This is a genomic window from Deinococcus apachensis DSM 19763 (assembly GCF_000381345.1).
GTDB classification, from domain to species: domain Bacteria; phylum Deinococcota; class Deinococci; order Deinococcales; family Deinococcaceae; genus Deinococcus; species Deinococcus apachensis.
Genome location: NZ_KB906398.1, coordinates 54024 through 69230, shown reverse-complemented (window position 1 = coordinate 69230; position 15207 = coordinate 54024). Strand labels below are relative to the sequence as shown.

The 15207-nt window shown below is 64.1% G+C and carries 22 protein-coding genes; 13 read left to right on the top strand and 9 right to left on the bottom strand.

The features are described 5' to 3' along the window. Nucleotides 1–23 precede the first annotated feature (23 nt). From F784_RS0100445 to F784_RS0100435, 3 genes are all read left to right on the top strand, one after another. A complete protein-coding gene (locus F784_RS0100445) occupies nt 24–1529 on the top strand; it encodes a MauE/DoxX family redox-associated membrane protein (protein ID WP_019584707.1) in 1506 nt (501 codons plus the stop codon). A 174-nt stretch (nt 1530–1703) separates the two neighbouring features. Beyond that, the gene (locus F784_RS0100440; protein WP_026332151.1) at nt 1704–2714 is read left to right on the top strand and encodes a potassium channel beta subunit family protein; all 1011 of its coding nucleotides are present in this window, start codon (nt 1704–1706) and stop codon (nt 2712–2714) included. Nucleotides 2715–3151: 437 nt separating this feature from the next. Further along, nucleotides 3152–4450, top strand: coding sequence for a hypothetical protein (locus tag F784_RS0100435; protein WP_157464924.1), 1299 nt, complete (start codon nt 3152–3154; stop codon nt 4448–4450). 14 nt (nt 4451–4464) lie between these two features. Here the strand turns inward: F784_RS0100435 and F784_RS0100430 are convergent, their stop codons facing one another. After that, nucleotides 4465–4776 carry a hypothetical protein gene (locus tag F784_RS0100430; RefSeq protein ID WP_157464923.1) on the bottom strand — a complete coding sequence of 104 codons (312 nt, stop codon included), beginning with the start codon at nt 4774–4776 and terminating at the stop codon, nt 4465–4467. Nucleotides 4777–4808: 32 nt separating this feature from the next. Here F784_RS0100430 and F784_RS25025 point away from each other — a divergent pair, with 32 nt between their 5' ends. Further along, nucleotides 4809–5417 (top strand): RusA family crossover junction endodeoxyribonuclease, encoded by a 609-nt coding sequence (locus F784_RS25025; RefSeq protein ID WP_019584703.1) that lies wholly within the window; start codon nt 4809–4811, stop codon nt 5415–5417. Nucleotides 5418–5535: 118 nt separating this feature from the next. Here the strand turns inward: F784_RS25025 and F784_RS0100420 are convergent, their stop codons facing one another. Continuing rightward, complete coding sequence (locus F784_RS0100420; protein ID WP_019584702.1) at nt 5536–5862, bottom strand: hypothetical protein; 327 nt, start codon at nt 5860–5862, stop codon at nt 5536–5538. Nucleotides 5863–6120: 258 nt separating this feature from the next. Here F784_RS0100420 and F784_RS26945 point away from each other — a divergent pair, with 258 nt between their 5' ends. The 3 genes from F784_RS26945 (at nt 6121) to F784_RS26525 (ending at nt 7320) form a co-directional block, all read left to right on the top strand. Continuing rightward, entirely contained in the window at nt 6121–6336 is a 216-nt protein-coding gene (locus F784_RS26945) for a hypothetical protein (RefSeq protein WP_019584701.1), read from the top strand. Then, nucleotides 6333–7022, top strand: coding sequence for a hypothetical protein (locus tag F784_RS0100410; protein ID WP_019584700.1), 690 nt, complete (start codon nt 6333–6335; stop codon nt 7020–7022). The genes F784_RS26945 and F784_RS0100410 overlap by 4 nt, the downstream gene beginning before the upstream one ends. Nucleotides 7023–7158: 136 nt before the next feature. Beyond that, nucleotides 7159–7320, top strand: coding sequence for a hypothetical protein (locus F784_RS26525; RefSeq protein ID WP_019584699.1), 162 nt, complete (start codon nt 7159–7161; stop codon nt 7318–7320). A gap of 710 nt (nt 7321–8030) precedes the next feature. On the opposite strand, the gene F784_RS22040 is transcribed toward F784_RS26525, so the two are convergent. The 3 genes from F784_RS22040 to F784_RS25805 all read right to left on the bottom strand — a co-directional run bounded on the left by F784_RS22040 (nt 8031) and on the right by F784_RS25805 (nt 10114). Further along, nucleotides 8031–9215 carry an alpha/beta fold hydrolase gene (locus F784_RS22040; RefSeq protein ID WP_019584698.1) on the bottom strand — a complete coding sequence of 395 codons (1185 nt, stop codon included), beginning with the start codon at nt 9213–9215 and terminating at the stop codon, nt 8031–8033. A gap of 101 nt (nt 9216–9316) precedes the next feature. Beyond that, nucleotides 9317–9538 carry a WGxxGxxG family protein gene (locus F784_RS25020; RefSeq protein ID WP_083939111.1) on the bottom strand — a complete coding sequence of 74 codons (222 nt, stop codon included), beginning with the start codon at nt 9536–9538 and terminating at the stop codon, nt 9317–9319. 423 nt (nt 9539–9961) lie between these two features. Further along, a complete protein-coding gene (locus F784_RS25805) occupies nt 9962–10114 on the bottom strand; it encodes a hypothetical protein (protein WP_019584697.1) in 153 nt (50 codons plus the stop codon). An 82-nt stretch (nt 10115–10196) separates the two neighbouring features. On the opposite strand from F784_RS25805, the gene F784_RS0100390 reads away from it, so the two are divergent. Further along, complete coding sequence (locus tag F784_RS0100390) at nt 10197–11141, top strand: homocysteine S-methyltransferase family protein (RefSeq protein WP_019584696.1); 945 nt, start codon at nt 10197–10199, stop codon at nt 11139–11141. 159 nt (nt 11142–11300) lie between these two features. Here F784_RS0100390 and F784_RS0100385 read toward each other — a convergent pair whose 3' ends face one another. Further along, nucleotides 11301–11642: a hypothetical protein gene (locus F784_RS0100385; RefSeq protein WP_157464922.1), complete on the bottom strand. Its 342-nt coding sequence runs from the start codon at nt 11640–11642 to the stop codon at nt 11301–11303. 356 nt (nt 11643–11998) lie between these two features. Here F784_RS0100385 and F784_RS0100380 point away from each other — a divergent pair, with 356 nt between their 5' ends. Together F784_RS0100380 and F784_RS25015 are read left to right on the top strand one after the other, a co-directional pair. Continuing rightward, on the top strand, nt 11999–12217 hold the full coding sequence (locus F784_RS0100380; protein ID WP_019584694.1) for a hypothetical protein: 219 nt from the start codon (nt 11999–12001) through the stop codon (nt 12215–12217). Further along, a complete protein-coding gene (locus F784_RS25015) occupies nt 12214–12465 on the top strand; it encodes a hypothetical protein (protein ID WP_083939110.1) in 252 nt (83 codons plus the stop codon). Before F784_RS0100380 ends, F784_RS25015 begins: the two co-directional genes overlap by 4 nt. Here the strand turns inward: F784_RS25015 and F784_RS0100375 are convergent. Both F784_RS0100375 and F784_RS25800 read right to left on the bottom strand, forming a co-directional pair. Beyond that, entirely contained in the window at nt 12443–12643 is a 201-nt protein-coding gene (locus tag F784_RS0100375) for a hypothetical protein (RefSeq protein WP_019584693.1), read from the bottom strand. The genes F784_RS25015 and F784_RS0100375 overlap by 23 nt on opposite strands. 230 nt (nt 12644–12873) lie before the next feature. Beyond that, nucleotides 12874–13107, bottom strand: a complete 234-nt coding sequence (locus tag F784_RS25800) for a hypothetical protein (RefSeq protein ID WP_157464921.1) — start codon at nt 13105–13107, stop codon at nt 12874–12876. Between the two features lie 366 nt (nt 13108–13473). Between F784_RS25800 and F784_RS25795 the strand changes: the two genes are divergently transcribed. Both F784_RS25795 and F784_RS0100355 read left to right on the top strand, forming a co-directional pair. Beyond that, entirely contained in the window at nt 13474–13626 is a 153-nt protein-coding gene (locus F784_RS25795; protein ID WP_019584690.1) for a hypothetical protein, read from the top strand. 91 nt (nt 13627–13717) lie between these two features. Then, on the top strand, nt 13718–13918 hold the full coding sequence (locus F784_RS0100355) for a hypothetical protein (RefSeq protein ID WP_019584689.1): 201 nt from the start codon (nt 13718–13720) through the stop codon (nt 13916–13918). Here the strand turns inward: F784_RS0100355 and F784_RS0100350 are convergent. Beyond that, the gene (locus F784_RS0100350) at nt 13915–14202 is read right to left on the bottom strand and encodes a hypothetical protein (protein ID WP_157464920.1); all 288 of its coding nucleotides are present in this window, start codon (nt 14200–14202) and stop codon (nt 13915–13917) included. The two genes, F784_RS0100355 and F784_RS0100350, sit on opposite strands and share 4 nt — an antisense overlap. Nucleotides 14203–14427: 225 nt before the next feature. On the opposite strand from F784_RS0100350, the gene F784_RS0100345 reads away from it, so the two are divergent. Further along, nucleotides 14428–15198, top strand: a complete 771-nt coding sequence (locus F784_RS0100345) for a hypothetical protein (protein WP_157464919.1) — start codon at nt 14428–14430, stop codon at nt 15196–15198. Nucleotides 15199–15207: the final 9 nt, after the last annotated feature.

Sequence of the window (15207 nt, the reverse complement as noted above, 5' to 3'; positions counted from 1 at the left end):
GAGGCTCACGAGGCTAGAACTCCATGAATGTCCTGTCCTTGATCGCACTGCTCGTCCTGTTCATCGTCTTCGCCGTCGCTGCCACTGCCAAGTTTCTGGATAGGGGAGGTGCCCGTCAGGCCATGCTGGACTTTGGCATGCCCGCACCCCTGGCACCTCTCTTCGCCGCGCTTCTCCCCGTGGCCGAAGGGGTGATCGCCGTGACCCTCCTCTTCCCCGCGACGCGGCATTGGAGTGCGGTGGCAGCTGGCGTCCTGCTGCTCACGTTCCTCCTGGCCGTCGGGTACCAGTTGATCCGCGGGAGGCGCCCGACCTGTAATTGCTTCGGGCAGCTGCACCCGGGTCGAATCAGTGGCTGGACCCTGGCCCGCAATCTCGCCCTGTTCGGGTTGGCTGCCGCCCTGGTCTGGCCAGTGCCCCAAGCGGTCGTGACATTCTCGCCCTCATTCCGGGCTGCCTTTACCCCGGCCGTGGTGTGGCTGCTCGTCGCGGTGGCGGTGCTGCTCGTGGGGCAGGTGCTGACGGGGCGCGCGCTGTTCGCCCTGATGCGGCAGCAGGGGCGTCTCCTGGTGCGCCTGGATGCTCTGGAGGCCCCTCGGGCCCCCGTTCCTCCCAAGCCTGCGCCTGCACTGCAGGCGGCAGGATTGCCCGTGGGGGCGAGGGCGCCGGAGTTCAACCTTCCCAGCTTGGTAGGGGAGACGCTCACGCTGGGTACCCTGCTCGCGCCTCAGCGTCCCCTCGTCCTGATCTTCGTCGACCCGGATTGCGCCCCTTGCACAGCGTTGCTGCCTCAGGTAGCTGCGTGGGAACAACAGGGGGGAGTCTCGTTCGCGTTGATCTCCCGCGGGTCCGTCGAGGCCAACCAGAAGAAGGTCGGGCCTCATCACCTCGCCACGGTGCTTCGACAGGCGGAACGCGAGGTGTCGGAGCGGTACCGGGTTCAGGCCACACCCTCGGCCGTCCTGGTCCACCCTGACGGAACCGTGGCTGCTCCCGCGGCGGCCGGGGCAGTCGACATCGCGCGATTGGTGGAGTCGGCCTTCGCGAGCGTGATGTCCGCAGCGCCCCAGGAGGCCAGCCGCCAGATGCCGGTGCCGCTCGCGGTGGGCGCGGCCGTTCCTCAACTGCGGTTGAAGGATCTGCAGGGCCGGGACTTCAGTGAGGTCCACCTGCTGGGCCAGGAAACGTTCCTGCTGTTCTTCGATCCCCGGTGCGGGTACTGCCGGAACATGCTCGAGGCGTTGAAGGCGTGGGAGGTGCGGCGGCGGGCGGACGCGCCCAGGCTGGTGCTGATCTCCGCGGGCTCGTTGCAGGAGAATGTGGCCCTGGAGTTGCGGTCGACTGTCGTGCTGGATGAAATATCGTCCGCCATGAACCGGTTTGGTGTTCCGGGCACCCCTTCCGCGGTGCGAATCAGTGCGTTCGGGCGGGTGGCGTCACCCGTGGCTGTGGGGGCGGATGAAGTGTTCGCGCTGATGGCGCCACTGGAACCCGCCGTCCAACGTGTGGGAACACTCTCGACGGCCTGACAGGCCGGGATAGCTGGAGAGGTGGAGTGCCCCTGGCACTCCACCTCTGTTCTGGTCAAGGCACGAGTACCTTCGAGCAGGCCTGGAGCTCGAGAGAATACGCTTGGCGTGTCTAAACCTGAGTTCAAGAATAGATGTGCTGCTTTGGCATAGGGTGGAACGCGAGGTGAGGCTATGGAATATCGTCGATTGGGCCAATCTGGTTTGCAGGTCAGTACGCTTTCCTTCGGTGCTTGGGTGACGTTCGGCACGCAGTTAGATGCGAACGGTGCCCTGGAACTGATGTCCGCCGCCTATGACCGCGGGTGTAACTTCTTCGACAACGCCGAGGCGTACGCTCGGGGCCAGGCTGAAACCATCATGGGCCAGGCCCTGGCCAAGGCAGGCTGGCGGCGCGACAGCTACATCGTTTCAAGCAAAGTGTTCGGCGGAGCGGTTGAAAACCCAGCCCCCACTCAGCGGGGACTTTCACGCAAGCACATTTACGAGGCGTGCTACCAGGCCATCGAACGCCTGCAATGCGAGTACCTGGATTTGTACTTCTGTCATCGCCCGGACCGCAACACCCCCATCGAAGAAACGGTGCGGGCCATGACCGAATTGATCCAGCGCGGTGATGTGCTGTATTGGGGAACGAGTGAGTGGTCGGCGCAGGAATTGATGGAAGCCTACGCTGTCGCCCGTCAGTACAACCTGATTCCCCCGACCATGGAGCAGCCGCAATACAACATGCTCACCCGCTACCGGGTCGAGGTCGAATACAGCCGCTTGTACCGCCCGGACACGCTCGGGTTGGGCACCACGGTCTGGTCGCCGCTGGCGAGCGGTCTTCTGACTGGCAAGTACAACGATGTGGTTCCGAATGACACCCGCGCCAACCTGCCCGGCTACGAATGGTTGAAAGCCAGGCTCGAGAGTGAAGAAGGCCAAACCAACTTGGTCAAAGTCCGAGGCTTGGCCAAGATTGCCGACGACTTGGGCACGACCTTGCCGAAGCTCGCCCTGGCCTGGTGCGTCAAGAATCCGAATGTGAGCACAGTGATTACTGGTGCCTCTAAAGTCACGCAAGTGGTAGAGAATTTTTCCGCGCTCGAGGTGGTTCCCCAGCTCACCGACGAGGTGATGGCGGCCATCGATGCGTCACTGGGCAACAAGGAAACCCGTTTATATGGCTCGAGCGAGTAAAACCAAACTCGCGTGTGAACAATGCAAGGTTGTGTCGGCTTAACGTGCATGTGATTAGTGGAACGTCAACTTTGGCCTGTCAAGGAGCCCTTCCTCCTGGCGGTGCTTGCAGCAGCCTGACGGTCACAGACCGTTCTTGACGGCACATTAGTGGGCCGTCAAGTTTGGTTTGTCTGGGCTCCCTCCTTCTCGGTGGTGGCCCCGACCACTTGCAAGCGACAGACCGTTTCTGACAGCCCATTAAGGCCAATCTGCTAAACACGAACTCACCGGAGCAGCGTGGTGGCATCCGTCTTTGTGCGGTTAATAGAGTGGGTCACCCCACGTGCTACCACTAGGACGTGCCCAGCGATGCTGAACGAGCCTTCGAGAACGCGGTCTTGAGCTTAAACTCCTACAACCTCGCAGACCTCTGGGCATTCTGCTCCCTGCTCAGCATGCTCGACGTTTTCGGAGGGGACGAGCACCACGAACAGCACAGCCCGTTCTTCCCCTTCGTGAATTCGGAACAGGTGCGCCTGCTGGCAACGGCGGTGCTGTACAGCCGTGCTGCTGACTACAAGCAGCCGCGAGAGCCCTACGATTACCAGCAGTACGCCCGCACGCACAACGCCCTGACGAATGTGCTTGGTTCCGGCGACATCTCGGCGGTGTCCACTCCCGAGGAATTGGAGATCAAATTCTTCGCTCCAGTGGCAAATAGGCAGTTTCCAGCCCAGACTAGCGGAGAAATTTTATCGCGCCTCGCCCGGAATTACGCGCTGATGGCTGTTATTCCCCGCGAGCACTCGGCTGAGATTCAGCAGGCGGTCAACAACGCCGGGTTGTCGTTCGACATGAACGCCGAGTTGCAGCACACCTACGGGCTCAGCCTGGAGCGTTTCCTCCAACTGGCGTTCAGCGTGGTCGCACTCTACCTTCAAAGGAACGAAAGTGTGGGCGTGAACGAGAAGGCGAAGGCGCGGGTACGCTTCACTCGCGCTCCTCTGCCCGTGCTGGAAGCCTACCTGCGGGAAACCCAGCGTCGCCGCTTGGAGGTGCAGTTCGTTCCCCCCGACCTTGCCGTGGTCGCGTCCTCGACTGAGATCGAGGGATTTTTGCGGCTCACCGCGAACACGACCCGGGAGCTGCGGGGCGCCCTGGCCCGACCCGAGTATCAGCGCGGCTCCATCAGCCTCCGTGTCACCCCCCTGGCCCGCGAGTTGAAGGAAGCCGCGAAGGTGGTCTCTGGCCTGGAGCCTGAGCTTCAGGTGGCCGTCGCTACCTACCTGAAGGCCGCGACGGGCAGCGACCGGCCCTCAACCTCGCAGGTGCGCGCAGCGGCAGAGGTGGCGGCGGCCATCGACGCGCACGGGACCGTCGCGCACCCGGACACGGGCGCCGAAGTGCCCTTCAGTGCCCTGACTGGGGAGCAGCGGGCCGCGGCGCTGGCTGAGAACGTGACGACCGGGACGCACGAGCGGATGCAGCGCCAGCAGCAGCACATTCAGGAGAGCCTGCAAGCCAACGCCAGCACCGGGCGGGGTGGGTGGGCGGACTGGTGCATGACCTACGCCCAGCAGCACCTCACCGACGACCAAGAGCTGGTGATCCGGGTGTTCCGGGACGAGAGCGGGAACCCACAGGCGCAGGCCCTCGTGCGGAACGTGAGCAGCGGCAACACCCTCGTGTTCGGCGAGCGGGCACCGTACCTGAAGAAGGCCGTGCTGAATCTGGTGGAGGAAGTCAAGGGATGACCGGTTTGCCACCCCTACAACCCGCGTTGGCGATCCATCAACTCCGCATGCCACGCATCCCACAACGTCCACAGTTGCAAGCTTGTACTCGCGATCAGCACCACCACCAGGATCATCAGGACAGGGGGCGTCACCCTGCCAGCACGCCGCCCCTCAAACAACATCGTGCCCAGCAACAACAGTTGCCCTGCCACCATCAGAAACGTTTTTACAGCTTGCCCCGTGAATGTCGGCGGCGTGCCCAGCAGGGCGCCGATAAGCAACAACGCCAGTCCCGCCCATACCAACACCGGTGGGCTTTGCATCCTGGGGTTGCGTTGCGTCATGACGAGATCTTACTGGCCCGGAGGAGAACGGCATGAACCCCTTCCCGACCCGCCAGCACGCCGAGACGTACCTCTCGCGCATTCCCGACCTGGCCGTGCGCGAGGCCACCCGCCGGACGCTGGGACTGGATGAGGGGGACCGAACTGCCCCGGAAAATCGTCCATCTGCGGAGCTGCGTCACAGCGCTGTTCCTGTGCTGAGTGCACGGACTCAGCCCGCGCCGCTCAACCTCGCCCACGTCGTCCCCGGCGCCCGGACCTTCACGCTGCCCTGGCCGCCCTCCCTCAACAGCATCTGGCGGGCGACCGTAGTGAAGACCGCCGAGGGGCCACAGGCGCGCGTGCTGCTCAGCCGGGAGGGGAGAGCCTACCGCCGGGCCGTACGTGACCGCATTCGCGACTACGGGCACCCACGCACCCCGCCGGGTACCCGCCTCGCGTTGACCCTGACCGCTTGCCCGCCGGACAAGCGCGCCCGGGACCTCAGCAATATCCCGAAGGCGCTGGAGGATGCCCTCACGCATGCACAGGTCTGGGCGGACGACAGCCTGATCGACGAGTTGATCGTGCGGCGGGGTGAAGTGTGCCCGCGCGGCCGGATGGTCGTGCAGATCGTGCCCCTGGGCAGCACGCTCTTCTGAGGTGACCCCTATGACGACGAATGACGACAACAGATATCTGGTGGACCAGCCCTTGCCGATGGACGTACAAGAGCAGAGAGAGGGGTGCGTTCCCCTCTCTCTGCTCACCACCTCAGGTTTAAGGGGTGGTGTCCGTGCAGCCTTTGCGGGTGTAGAGGCTATTCAGGGTGGCGATTCGCTCATCTGCAACCTTAATGACCTGGCTGTTGTTGTACTCGTTACCAATGATTCCGGGGAGGAAGAAGAGCGCCCAAGCGACGTTCTGCCCGCTCAACCCCTTCTGCTTTTGGGCTTCGGTTCTGGCACTTTGCGCGCGGGCAACCTCAGAACGAATCTCGGAGCAGGTCAGGTCGGCGTCCAGCTTGGCCCCCTGAGGGTTATAGCGGGGCGCGCACGAGGCGAGGGCGGCAACAAGGGTCAGCGCGACAGCAGCCGTTCGTTTCATGTTGTACCTCCATCATCATCCTCTCACAAGTCAAGATGGTTCTTGGGCAGATGTGTGGCCGTGCGGAGGGCCGCGTGACCGCCCCCTACAAGAAGCCCGTGAACTCCCGCCGTAAGGGAGCGAACGGGGAGCGTGAGCTGGCGAGGGCCCTGACCGCCCTGGGCTTCCCCGCCGAGCGCGGGCAGCAGCGCAAGGGGGGGCGGCGCCAGCCCAGACGTCCTGTGCCCCTCCCTGGCTGGGTTCCACATCGAGTGCAAGGTGACGGCCACCAGCCAGATGACCTGCCCCGGGCAACTCGCCGAGTGGGACGCGCAGGCCACCTGGGACGCGGGGGAGTGGAAGACCCCACTCGTGATGCACCGCTGGAACGGGTGCCGGACGTGGTGGGTGCGCGTGCTCACGCAGGAGCGCCGCCCGGTCTGGCAGACGCTCGAGGACTTCCTCGCCGACCGCGCCACCTGGAGCCCGTTATGACCCTCCTCCTTCCCCCCACCTCCGAGGTGCCCGTGCCCAAGTTCAACATGGCCGACCTGACCGCCCGCCTCCTCGCTCCTGGCAAACCCCAGGAAGCGCAGCAGCAGTCCAGCCCAGCCCTCAACCCTCCGGACGCGCCCGAAGCCCACGAGGAGGTCAGGGAGCGCCGCCGCGCCTACCAACGCCCCGCCGGTCACCCCAGCCGACAGGAGCGGGCCCAGGCACGGGCCCTGGCTCAGCAATACCGGGACTACGCTGAGGCGTGGTACCAGGCGCTGCGGGCGTGGGACATGCGCGAGGTCAAGATCCCGTACAGCTTCCACTACGAGCCGGGGGAGAGCGACCTCGACTTCCTGACCTTGGGGAGCAATGTCCGCACCCCGACCCGTTACCTCCAGACGCCTGCGGGCGAATTCACCGAGGGGGAGGTGGGGGTGGTCATCACCACGATGAGCCGCGCTCCGCTCGTCGAGCAGATGCAGCTCGGCAAAATGCTCGACAAACTGCGGCACACGCCGGACACCACGCCGGTCAGCTTGCTCCGGGAGGACGGCCGCTGGCACCAGAACCGGGAGCGGGTGGCGCGGTACGCAGTGGCGGTCCTGACGCTTGCAGTGCAGCTGCGGGATGAGGGCGCGGAGGGGCCGCTACGGTACGCGAAAGCGGTACTGGCGGGGGCGCACTAAAAGAGTTTGGTCGCGCCATGTGCGTGAGCCGTTCGGCATAGAAGGGAGTGCGCACTCAGCTGATGTGGAAAAAGGGTCTCTCCCGGCACCATAAGGACAGCCGAGCGGAGACACCGAGCGGCGAAAGGAGACGAAGATGAACGCCTATCTCCACGCCGCCCAGGACCGCGCCCAGGAACTCCGAGCCGAAGCTCAGCGCGACCGCGATGCCCGCGCCGCTCAAGGACAGAACGAGCGCGAGAACCTGCTCCAGCGCATCAAGGTCCTGCTCCTGGCCCGCCAGCCCCGCCTCGCGTGAGTCTCAACAACTCGACTGATCAACGCCCTTCCTGATCTGGAGGGGCGCTTTCATTGACCCCCCATTTAATTAAATTCGATGACAAGGGCTTAATCTTGCTACCATAGGACATCAGGAGCGCTCGCTCAAACTGCAAGGGTCCCTAAGATCGCGATCGGAAGCAAGCCCTCATCCTTCCTAAGAGGTGACAATGCCGGCAGTGAAGACGTACACCTCACCGCAGCTCGTGCGACTGGGCAACTGGAAGCAATTGACCCGGACCTTGATTTTGGGCTCTGGACCTGGATATGGACAAGACCCCGGTATAATCGTCCTGCCGGGACCCATCGGTAACCGCAACCACTAATCCCGATTGCCCCTTCCTCTTGGAGGGGCGCTTTCGTTAACTCGGTTGGAAACAAAAAGAGGCGACCGCGAGGGTCACCTGAGGGATGCGGGTGACGGGGCTCGAACCCGTCTGGGGCCTGCAACCGGCCCGCTCGCGCGTCCGTTTTGAGCAAGGTGGACGCCTCCCTTCACCGGAAAGACCTGAGGTGGCTGGCTGAGCCACCGGGCGTGGGAGGCGGCTTTGCCAGGGCCTCGACCGACGCTTGGGTCCTTCTCGCTTGTTCACCGCCGACCGGCGTACGTCAGGGGCGGGCGAAGAAGAAGGGCGACTCGTGGTCGCCCTTGATTTCTCTAAGATAGCGTCGAATACACACGAAGTCAAATTATTCAGCTCGATTCTCCCGAAGGACGGCTCTAGCTCGTCCTCCGCGGCCTTGCCAGAGGTGCTTGTCCGCGAACGCACTGACGGCCCCCAGCCAGCCCCCGTGCTGCTCCAGCAACCCCAGGTGCCCCGCCGGGGCCAGCGTGACCTCCTCAACTTGAGGTGCCTCCCTCGTGATCACGTCGGACGCCTCGGGCAGGGTTGCCTTGTCCCGGTCCGCAGCAATCACCAGGACCGGGATCCGGAGGGTGGGCAGGACGTCCAGCGCCTGGTACCGCATCATCCCCAGCATGCCCCGAGCCGCCACCGCCGGGTTCGCCCGCAGGTCATGCTGGACCACGAAGTCCAACTGGCCCCGGGTTTCTGTCCCCCCGAACTGCATGACGTGGTTCCCCAGGTGTGACAGGCCATTCAGGAAGGCCAGCAGGTTCATCACCCGCACCAGCGGCCACAGGGCGATGGTCAACCAGCACAGGGGACGGAGCAGGGGTTCCTGGAGGCGGCGCAGCACCGGCGCCCCCCAGGCCGTACGGACGGGATTGGTCGGCGTGGTGTGGGTCAGCACCAGCCCCACCACCTGCTGCGAGAGCATCTCCGGAAACAGGCGGCAAAAGGTCAGGGTGATCATCCCGCCGATGCTGTGCCCGCAGAGGACGACCCGCTGCCCACCTGCCAAATCCAGCACCGCTTTTAGGTGACCCGCCAGCCGCTCCAAGTCGTAGTTGCGGTCCCGGGGGGGACTGGACTGCCCCAGGCCGGGCAGATCCCACAGCAGGAGCCGGTACCGTCCGGCCAGGTGACGCTGGGCGTAGAACCATTCCGCCCGGCTCAGGCCCCACCCGTGGGTGAACAGCAGGACGGGGACGTCCTGGGGGCCGTACGACTCGACATGCAGAACGGCGCCGTCGGGACGGGTGAGCCGGTGAACGGTGCCCCCGGGGAGAGGCTGCATGTCCTCCTCGCCCTTCCTAGGGCGGCGGCCCAGGAAGGGCGTGACCAGGAAACGTCCAAGCAGGGCGAGGGCGAGCAGGAGCAGGCCTGCGATGAGCAGGCGGCGGTCAGCGGGCAGATTCAGGGCCCAGTTGTCGTACCACTCCCAGATCAACCAGGCGCTGCCGCCCAGCAGGGCGAGGGAGAGCAGGCCCATCAGCCAGACGAGGAGGAGGGTGGGGGGAACCATCAGCATGAGTGAACTCCTGTGTGTTGGGTTCGTCCCCGGTTCATATTCATCCTAGGGGCCAGACAAAGGGGGTGGCGCAAGCCACCCCAGTTCAGAACAGCAGGGATTCAGCGTTGGGTCGTGCTGGTAGTGCTGACCACGCGGGGTTCCTCACGGCGGCGCCCGGCAAGACCAGCGAGACCAATCAGGCCCAGTAGTCCCCAGGGAAAGCCGCGATTGTCATCGTTCGTGGTGGTGTCGGTGGTGCCACTGGTGTCCTGAGCTAAGGCAGGCATGGGCGCAAGCGCCAGTGTCAGCACCAAGAGAGCTCTCTTCGTTTTATTGGTCATAACCTTCCTTCCGAGAGGAAATCCACCCCTCTGTCGTCATCGGACGATGCCACGAACGCGAGCCGTCCCATAAACGGAAAAGCTTGTAGTAATCCTTACAAAGCCTTTAGTTCAAACCGAAGCTCAAAGATCGGCGGCGGAAGCTGACATCCCCGTCAGTTATTCACACTATTGAGGGCTGCACAACTTATCCACACCTGCCCAAACGCCAGCGGCGTTTTCCTTCATAAGCGGCGTGACAGAGTGATGTAGGGATCAGCAGGCTTCAAGCAACGACGGACCTAGGAATTCCTTGTGCTGGACGACCGAGTCTCGAACCTCCACCCGCACGCCCGAACCAGGCTGCCTGCCCTAAAGCGACGAAGCCACCTGAGGGATGCACTGCAAGTCTGGGATGAGGTCGTGCGGCGGGCAGCCTGAACTTCAGGCGGCCTTCCCGCGAACGCTGTCCTGCTCGTCGATCAAGTTGCCAGAACCATGGCTGGTGAAGCTGGCCGTCATCTCCCCGGAACGAATAACCCCCGCCAGCAGGCGGGGATGGGCGACGTGACTCCGGGTGAGGACCCTGGGGTTCACTCGGTTTTCTTCCCTTGGATGAAAGCCTGGATACAATACTTCATCGCGTAGCTCAGTCCCTGTTCCACAAGTGGAGGATGAGATGAAAGGACAGCTGCCTCAGCTCAAGCGCCTCGTTCTGACCGACGCTGGACTGGAGACCGATCTTGTGTTCAACCACGGCCTCGATCTGCCCCACTTTGCCTCGATCGTACTGGTCGCCACCGTGGAGGGACGCGCGGCACTCGAGGCGTATTACCGCCCCTATCTGGAGCTTGCACGTAGGCTCGGCACCGGGTTCATCCTTGATAGCCTCACCTGGCGAGCGAGCCCCGACTGGGCGGAACCGCTTGGACTCCTCCAGCCTGAGCTCGACCAGCTCAATATCGCTGCGATCGAGATGTTGCACCGCTTGAGAGCCGAGTTCGCAACCGACACGCTTGAGATCGTCGTCAGCGGTTGCATCGGCCCCCGCGGTGACGGCTATGATCCCGGCCAGATCATGAGCGTCACGGAGGCGGCCGACTACCACGGGCACCAAGCACGTGTGCTCGCCTCGGCTGGCGTTGACATGCTTTCGGCACTCACCATGACGAACGTGAACGAGGCGACCGGAATCGCGCTGGCGGCGCAGAAGGTCGGCCTGCCGGTCGTCATCTCGTTCACGGTGGAGACGGACGGACGTCTGCCGACGGGCGACCTTTTGATGGACGCCGTGGAGGCAGTTGATGCAGCGACCGGCGGATATCCGGCCTATTTCATGATCAACTGCGCTCACCCCGACCACTTTGCAGCAGTCCTGGATCAGCCCGCTGCCTGGACACGGCGTATTCGTGGTGTGCGTGCAAATGCCTCGCGCTGCAGTCACAAGGAGCTCGATGCTATGACCGAGCTTGACCAAGGCGATCCAGTCGAACTCGGGCAGCTCTACCGCAAGCTCCTTGAAGTACAGCCGCAGATCACGGTGCTCGGTGGCTGCTGCGGCACCGACCTCCGCCATGTGACAGCGATTGCCAACGCGTGTATGGGCCTTCCCAGATTTGGGTGATCAGTGGCCGGAACGGTGCAGGACGCGCGCAGTCAATGGATCCAGACAGCCCCGCCCGTACATGCTGGGTTTGATGGTCTTCGGGCGAATTACCTTTAAGGCGAACATGCCCTGCTGTAGTCCCTGCTCGTCCCCGCCCTGGCCCCCGCTGGGGCGAGCCTACTCTTGCGGACCGGCAAATCCCTTCGTGGTGAACAGATCCAGCACGGGCGCTGGACCGGAGCCAGGCCACTCCGGCAGCCCCTCCCGCACCAACTTGAGCAGCCGCTCCATCCCCTGCGCGAGCGCCGCCTCCTTGAAGTCATCAATGGCCTGCTTCGAAACCCCCACACTCCCCGCTCGGGTCGGTCCGCCGGGAGAGGCACGCCGCGCGACGAACACCACGAGGTCGGGGTTGGCGCTCACGCTTGCCGTAATCTCGGTGTGCGCGAGCTGCACGGCAGAGGCGTAGCGCTCGGCGAGGGGCTGCATCGCTTCAGACCAGTCGCTCCGGGTGGTCATGCTGTCACCCTATCCAGCAGGCTGTGAGGCATCGGATGATGCATGCCCCCCAACGGATTGACCACTAGGACTTGTGGAAGTGGAATAAAGTTGCTAGCGTTTTGGTAGAGTCCAAGAAGAGTTGAGGCACCCGCGCAGGGTGCCTTTCTTGTTGGGCTCCCATCCACCCTCTGCCCCCGAGCGGTGGGTTTTTTTGATGACCGTCTGCCGAGCGAATAGGCACAGGCCTTAACCGAGAACTCGTGACAGAGGGACCCCGCGAGGGGAAGTTCGGGCACCCCTGGCAACGTCGATGCGCGGCGGTCATTCCCTTCGGGGACACAACACCAGACTCTCTTTTCCCTCCCGGAGGCCTCATGCAGCGATTCCAACTGGTCAGGTCAGAAGACGTATCCGGCAGCAGCGGCACCGGCACCGTCGCCGAGGGTGTGGTGTTCTCGGATGGTGCGGTCGCCATGCGCTGGCCGGTCAAGCCGATCAGCACCGGGTTCTTCGGCTGCAGCGGGGACGTTGAGCGCATTCACGGGCACGAGGGCTGCACGGTGGTGCAGGTGCTGGACGTAGCCGTGCCGTGAGCAAGAAGAGCTCAAAGCGCGCCCGGCGCCGTCAGCAGCAGGGGTACGGACTGCCGGACGTGAAGCGCGACTATCTCGCCCACCTGGAACGCCGGGGCAGGCTCTTGACCACGCCGGAGGAGTTGCGGCGCCGCTGCGTCACTGAGCCGTTCTACCTGTCCGAGTTGGGGTTGACGCGCGAGTGCTGGCAGACCTGCCCACCAGCCGGGGAGCCGGTGCCGGTCATCAGAACGGGGACGACAGCATGATCTCATCCCTCAAGGTCTCCGCCTCGCCTTCTGACATCCCGCAATTCACCAGGTAGGACTGCACGGCCTCTCCAGTCGTCTGAATGGCGTCCTCCCGATTGCCGTCAGAGCCAAAGGCCAGCACGTACAGCCGGTAAAGATGTTCGGCGGTGGCCACCGCCACTTTATTCGCGTCCATTGCTCACCCTACCCCCTGAAGGAGGTGACCACACCCATGCAAACCGACCCTCCAAAACGCCCCACTGCCGACGAGCTGGGCGCGGCCCTCACCGAAAAGGAACTGCTGTTCGTCGAGCACTCCTTCGCCTGCGGACTGAATACCTCCGTTCCGCCCCGCACCCCTGGCTACCCGCAGCTGGCCTGCCTCCGCCACGATCCCCACCGCTGCCGACGAACGGAGGGTGGCCATCAGGTGGCCTGCAGGTAGCCCTTCTGCAATTCCCCCTGCACAAAGGCCCTCAACTGCAGTTCAAACCACGCCTCGTCCGGCAGACGCTCGAACGACTCGGCCTGAGGAGTCTGCTGGAGGAACTGCTCGCCTTCCAGCTGGAAGGTCAGACGGTGGACGGACCACCCGTCCGAGTCACGCTGCACCAAGAAGTTCGGCCCAAGGTCATCCGAGTTGGGAAGGAGTACGGTCATCCCGACTAGTACTGATCTCCCTCTCGGCAGGTCCAAGTTGGTGCGCAGTCCTTGCCGGTGCAACTGAGCCGCCACGCGCCGCATAGGGCTAATGACGCTGCGGAAGAGCTCGGCTTCCCACTGGTCCTGTTTGCCCCAGGTCATGCCCTAGCGAACCACATGAGGCGCCCGGTTGCACCGCCGCCGCTCACGCTGCTGTTCCGGCTCCCTGCGTGCGCGACGCTTGCCTCCGCCCAATGTTGAACCGTGAACGAGACCGGGAGGAGAGACTCCCAGAGCGATAGGAAGCCCGGTGGTGCCAGGCGCGCCACCACTCCAGGCAGGGACGAGACCCTGTGCATTCACGCCGGAAGAAGGTGACCACCCATGACCAAACGCGACAACCCCCGGGCCGCGCGCATCCTCGTCGATGCCGCCCTCTTTGGGGACCGGAACGCTTGCAAGCCCTACAAAATCACGGACAGGACGTTGCGGAATTACCGCACGGCCCTCCTGTGGAAACTGGGCGGCATCGTGTAGGAGCTGCTCGGGTCCACCGCTGAGAACATCAGCGCCTGCCCGGATACCAACTCTGTCGCAAGGGCACGCGCCGCATGTGAGAGGGGGAGGGATGTGGACCCGAGACACGAGCCGGAACCTCCGCGCGAGCCCGTGGACGTGGAACGGCCACCTCAAGCCCTGGGCTCGGCAGATCAACGCCCTGGTGACGCCGCTCTGGGACCCGCCCCCGCTCCCGCAGCGGCGCGTGCTGCACCCGGAAGCGAGGAGGGCGAGCGAACTCAGCCGGATGCTGGACGTGATCTGGCGTTAGGCGTTCTGGGCGAGGAGAGCGTCGAAGAAGAGGTCCACGACCTCCTGGGGAGTGGACACTACCTTGCCGAATGGGGTCATATTGGCGCTAAACCGGTACCCCGACGTCTCGCGTAACAGGGAGACGTGGATCATTTCCGGTTGCAGGAACGTCTCGTGCGGGTAGTGGACTTGCAGATCCACGCTGAGTTGTCCGCCCTCCACGGCAGGTTCCTCGTTGACACGCAGACCCGCGCCCGCTCCGGCGGCGTGCATCTCGTTCTGCGCGCCCTCGACGAATTGCATGAATAAGGTCTTGACCTCCTGCTCCGCCTGCGTTTTCTCCTGTTCCCACTGCTGCCTGTTCCGGATGACCGCTTCGTATCGTCCCATCCCCTACCCTACTGCGGGATTCCTGAAAGGACTGTCAGCCCAGCTCACCGAGAGGAGGTGCCCTCATGCCCCAACCCAAGAAGCAGCCCCGGCCAGTGCGGAGGCACCCCATGACAGGGACACCCGGAGTCATCCCCCATGACAGGGACACCTAAGCGCGTGCCGGGCCGGAAGGGAACTACAAAGGCCGAGCGGGCCAAGCTGCCCCTCTGCGGTGCGAAACACAACAAGCGCCCCGGCACCTGCAAACGCCCGGCAGGCTGGGGCACCGATCACCCCGGGGAAGGTCGCTGCAAGCTGCACGGCGGCGTCGGCCAGAAGCCGAGCCTGGCGTACCAGGAAGTCAACGCCTCCCCCCGCCTTGTGGAACTGATCGAGGGCTACCGCACCGACGCTGACCTCCTGAACCTCAGTCAGGACCTCGCACGAATGCGGGCCATCGTTCACGACTACATCGAGCGCCACGCTCAACTCACCGACGCCATCATTGCCTGGCACGCCAGCCACACCAGCGGCTACCAGGAGGAGGTCAAGCTCTGGCGCGAGCGATTGGCGACCTACCTGGAAGCGGTGCAGCAGGGCTACAGCGAACCCGAGATGGATCCGCCGCCCCCGCCCATCCCCGAGGCTTTCGAGAACAAGCCGCGCCAGCTCCCCGACCTGGCCATCGCCGTCAGCCTGATCGACAAGATCGGCGGCATGGTGGAACGCATCCAGAAGCGTGAAGGCGAGCGCAGCATTCCTCTGGCCGAAGTGGACCGCGTGCTGACCGAGCTGGGCATCAAGGCCGTGTTCGGCATCAAGGAGGTGATCCCCGACGACGCAGACCTCCAGACGCTCACACCCGCGGAGTTGCGTCGTGAACTTGCAGGCGCACTTGAGCGCCACTGGGCCACCGTCCGCTACTGACCCGCTCCC

What these genes read in the sequence shown, in the direction of transcription:
- F784_RS0100445 (WP_019584707.1), top strand. Translation starts at nt 24, where the DNA reads ATGAATGTCCTGTCCTTGATCGCACTGCTCGTCCTGTTCATCGTCTTC.
- F784_RS0100440 (WP_026332151.1), top strand. Translation starts at nt 1,704, where the DNA reads ATGGAATATCGTCGATTGGGCCAATCTGGTTTGCAGGTCAGTACGCTT.
- F784_RS0100435 (WP_157464924.1), top strand. Translation starts at nt 3,152, where the DNA reads ATGCTCGACGTTTTCGGAGGGGACGAGCACCACGAACAGCACAGCCCG.
- F784_RS0100430 (WP_157464923.1), bottom strand. Translation starts at nt 4,776, where the DNA reads ATGACGCAACGCAACCCCAGGATGCAAAGCCCACCGGTGTTGGTATGG.
- F784_RS25025 (WP_019584703.1), top strand. Translation starts at nt 4,809, where the DNA reads ATGAACCCCTTCCCGACCCGCCAGCACGCCGAGACGTACCTCTCGCGC.
- F784_RS0100420 (WP_019584702.1), bottom strand. Translation starts at nt 5,862, where the DNA reads ATGAAACGAACGGCTGCTGTCGCGCTGACCCTTGTTGCCGCCCTCGCC.
- F784_RS0100410 (WP_019584700.1), top strand. Translation starts at nt 6,333, where the DNA reads ATGACCCTCCTCCTTCCCCCCACCTCCGAGGTGCCCGTGCCCAAGTTC.
- F784_RS26525 (WP_019584699.1), top strand. Translation starts at nt 7,159, where the DNA reads ATGAACGCCTATCTCCACGCCGCCCAGGACCGCGCCCAGGAACTCCGA.
- F784_RS22040 (WP_019584698.1), bottom strand. Translation starts at nt 9,215, where the DNA reads ATGCTGATGGTTCCCCCCACCCTCCTCCTCGTCTGGCTGATGGGCCTG.
- F784_RS25020 (WP_083939111.1), bottom strand. Translation starts at nt 9,538, where the DNA reads ATGACCAATAAAACGAAGAGAGCTCTCTTGGTGCTGACACTGGCGCTT.
- F784_RS0100390 (WP_019584696.1), top strand. Translation starts at nt 10,197, where the DNA reads ATGAAAGGACAGCTGCCTCAGCTCAAGCGCCTCGTTCTGACCGACGCT.
- F784_RS0100385 (WP_157464922.1), bottom strand. Translation starts at nt 11,642, where the DNA reads ATGACCACCCGGAGCGACTGGTCTGAAGCGATGCAGCCCCTCGCCGAG.
- F784_RS0100380 (WP_019584694.1), top strand. Translation starts at nt 11,999, where the DNA reads ATGCAGCGATTCCAACTGGTCAGGTCAGAAGACGTATCCGGCAGCAGC.
- F784_RS0100375 (WP_019584693.1), bottom strand. Translation starts at nt 12,643, where the DNA reads ATGGACGCGAATAAAGTGGCGGTGGCCACCGCCGAACATCTTTACCGG.
- F784_RS25800 (WP_157464921.1), bottom strand. Translation starts at nt 13,107, where the DNA reads ATGACCGTACTCCTTCCCAACTCGGATGACCTTGGGCCGAACTTCTTG.
- F784_RS25795 (WP_019584690.1), top strand. Translation starts at nt 13,474, where the DNA reads ATGACCAAACGCGACAACCCCCGGGCCGCGCGCATCCTCGTCGATGCC.
- F784_RS0100355 (WP_019584689.1), top strand. Translation starts at nt 13,718, where the DNA reads ATGTGGACCCGAGACACGAGCCGGAACCTCCGCGCGAGCCCGTGGACG.
- F784_RS0100350 (WP_157464920.1), bottom strand. Translation starts at nt 14,202, where the DNA reads ATGCAATTCGTCGAGGGCGCGCAGAACGAGATGCACGCCGCCGGAGCG.
- F784_RS0100345 (WP_157464919.1), top strand. Translation starts at nt 14,428, where the DNA reads ATGACAGGGACACCTAAGCGCGTGCCGGGCCGGAAGGGAACTACAAAG.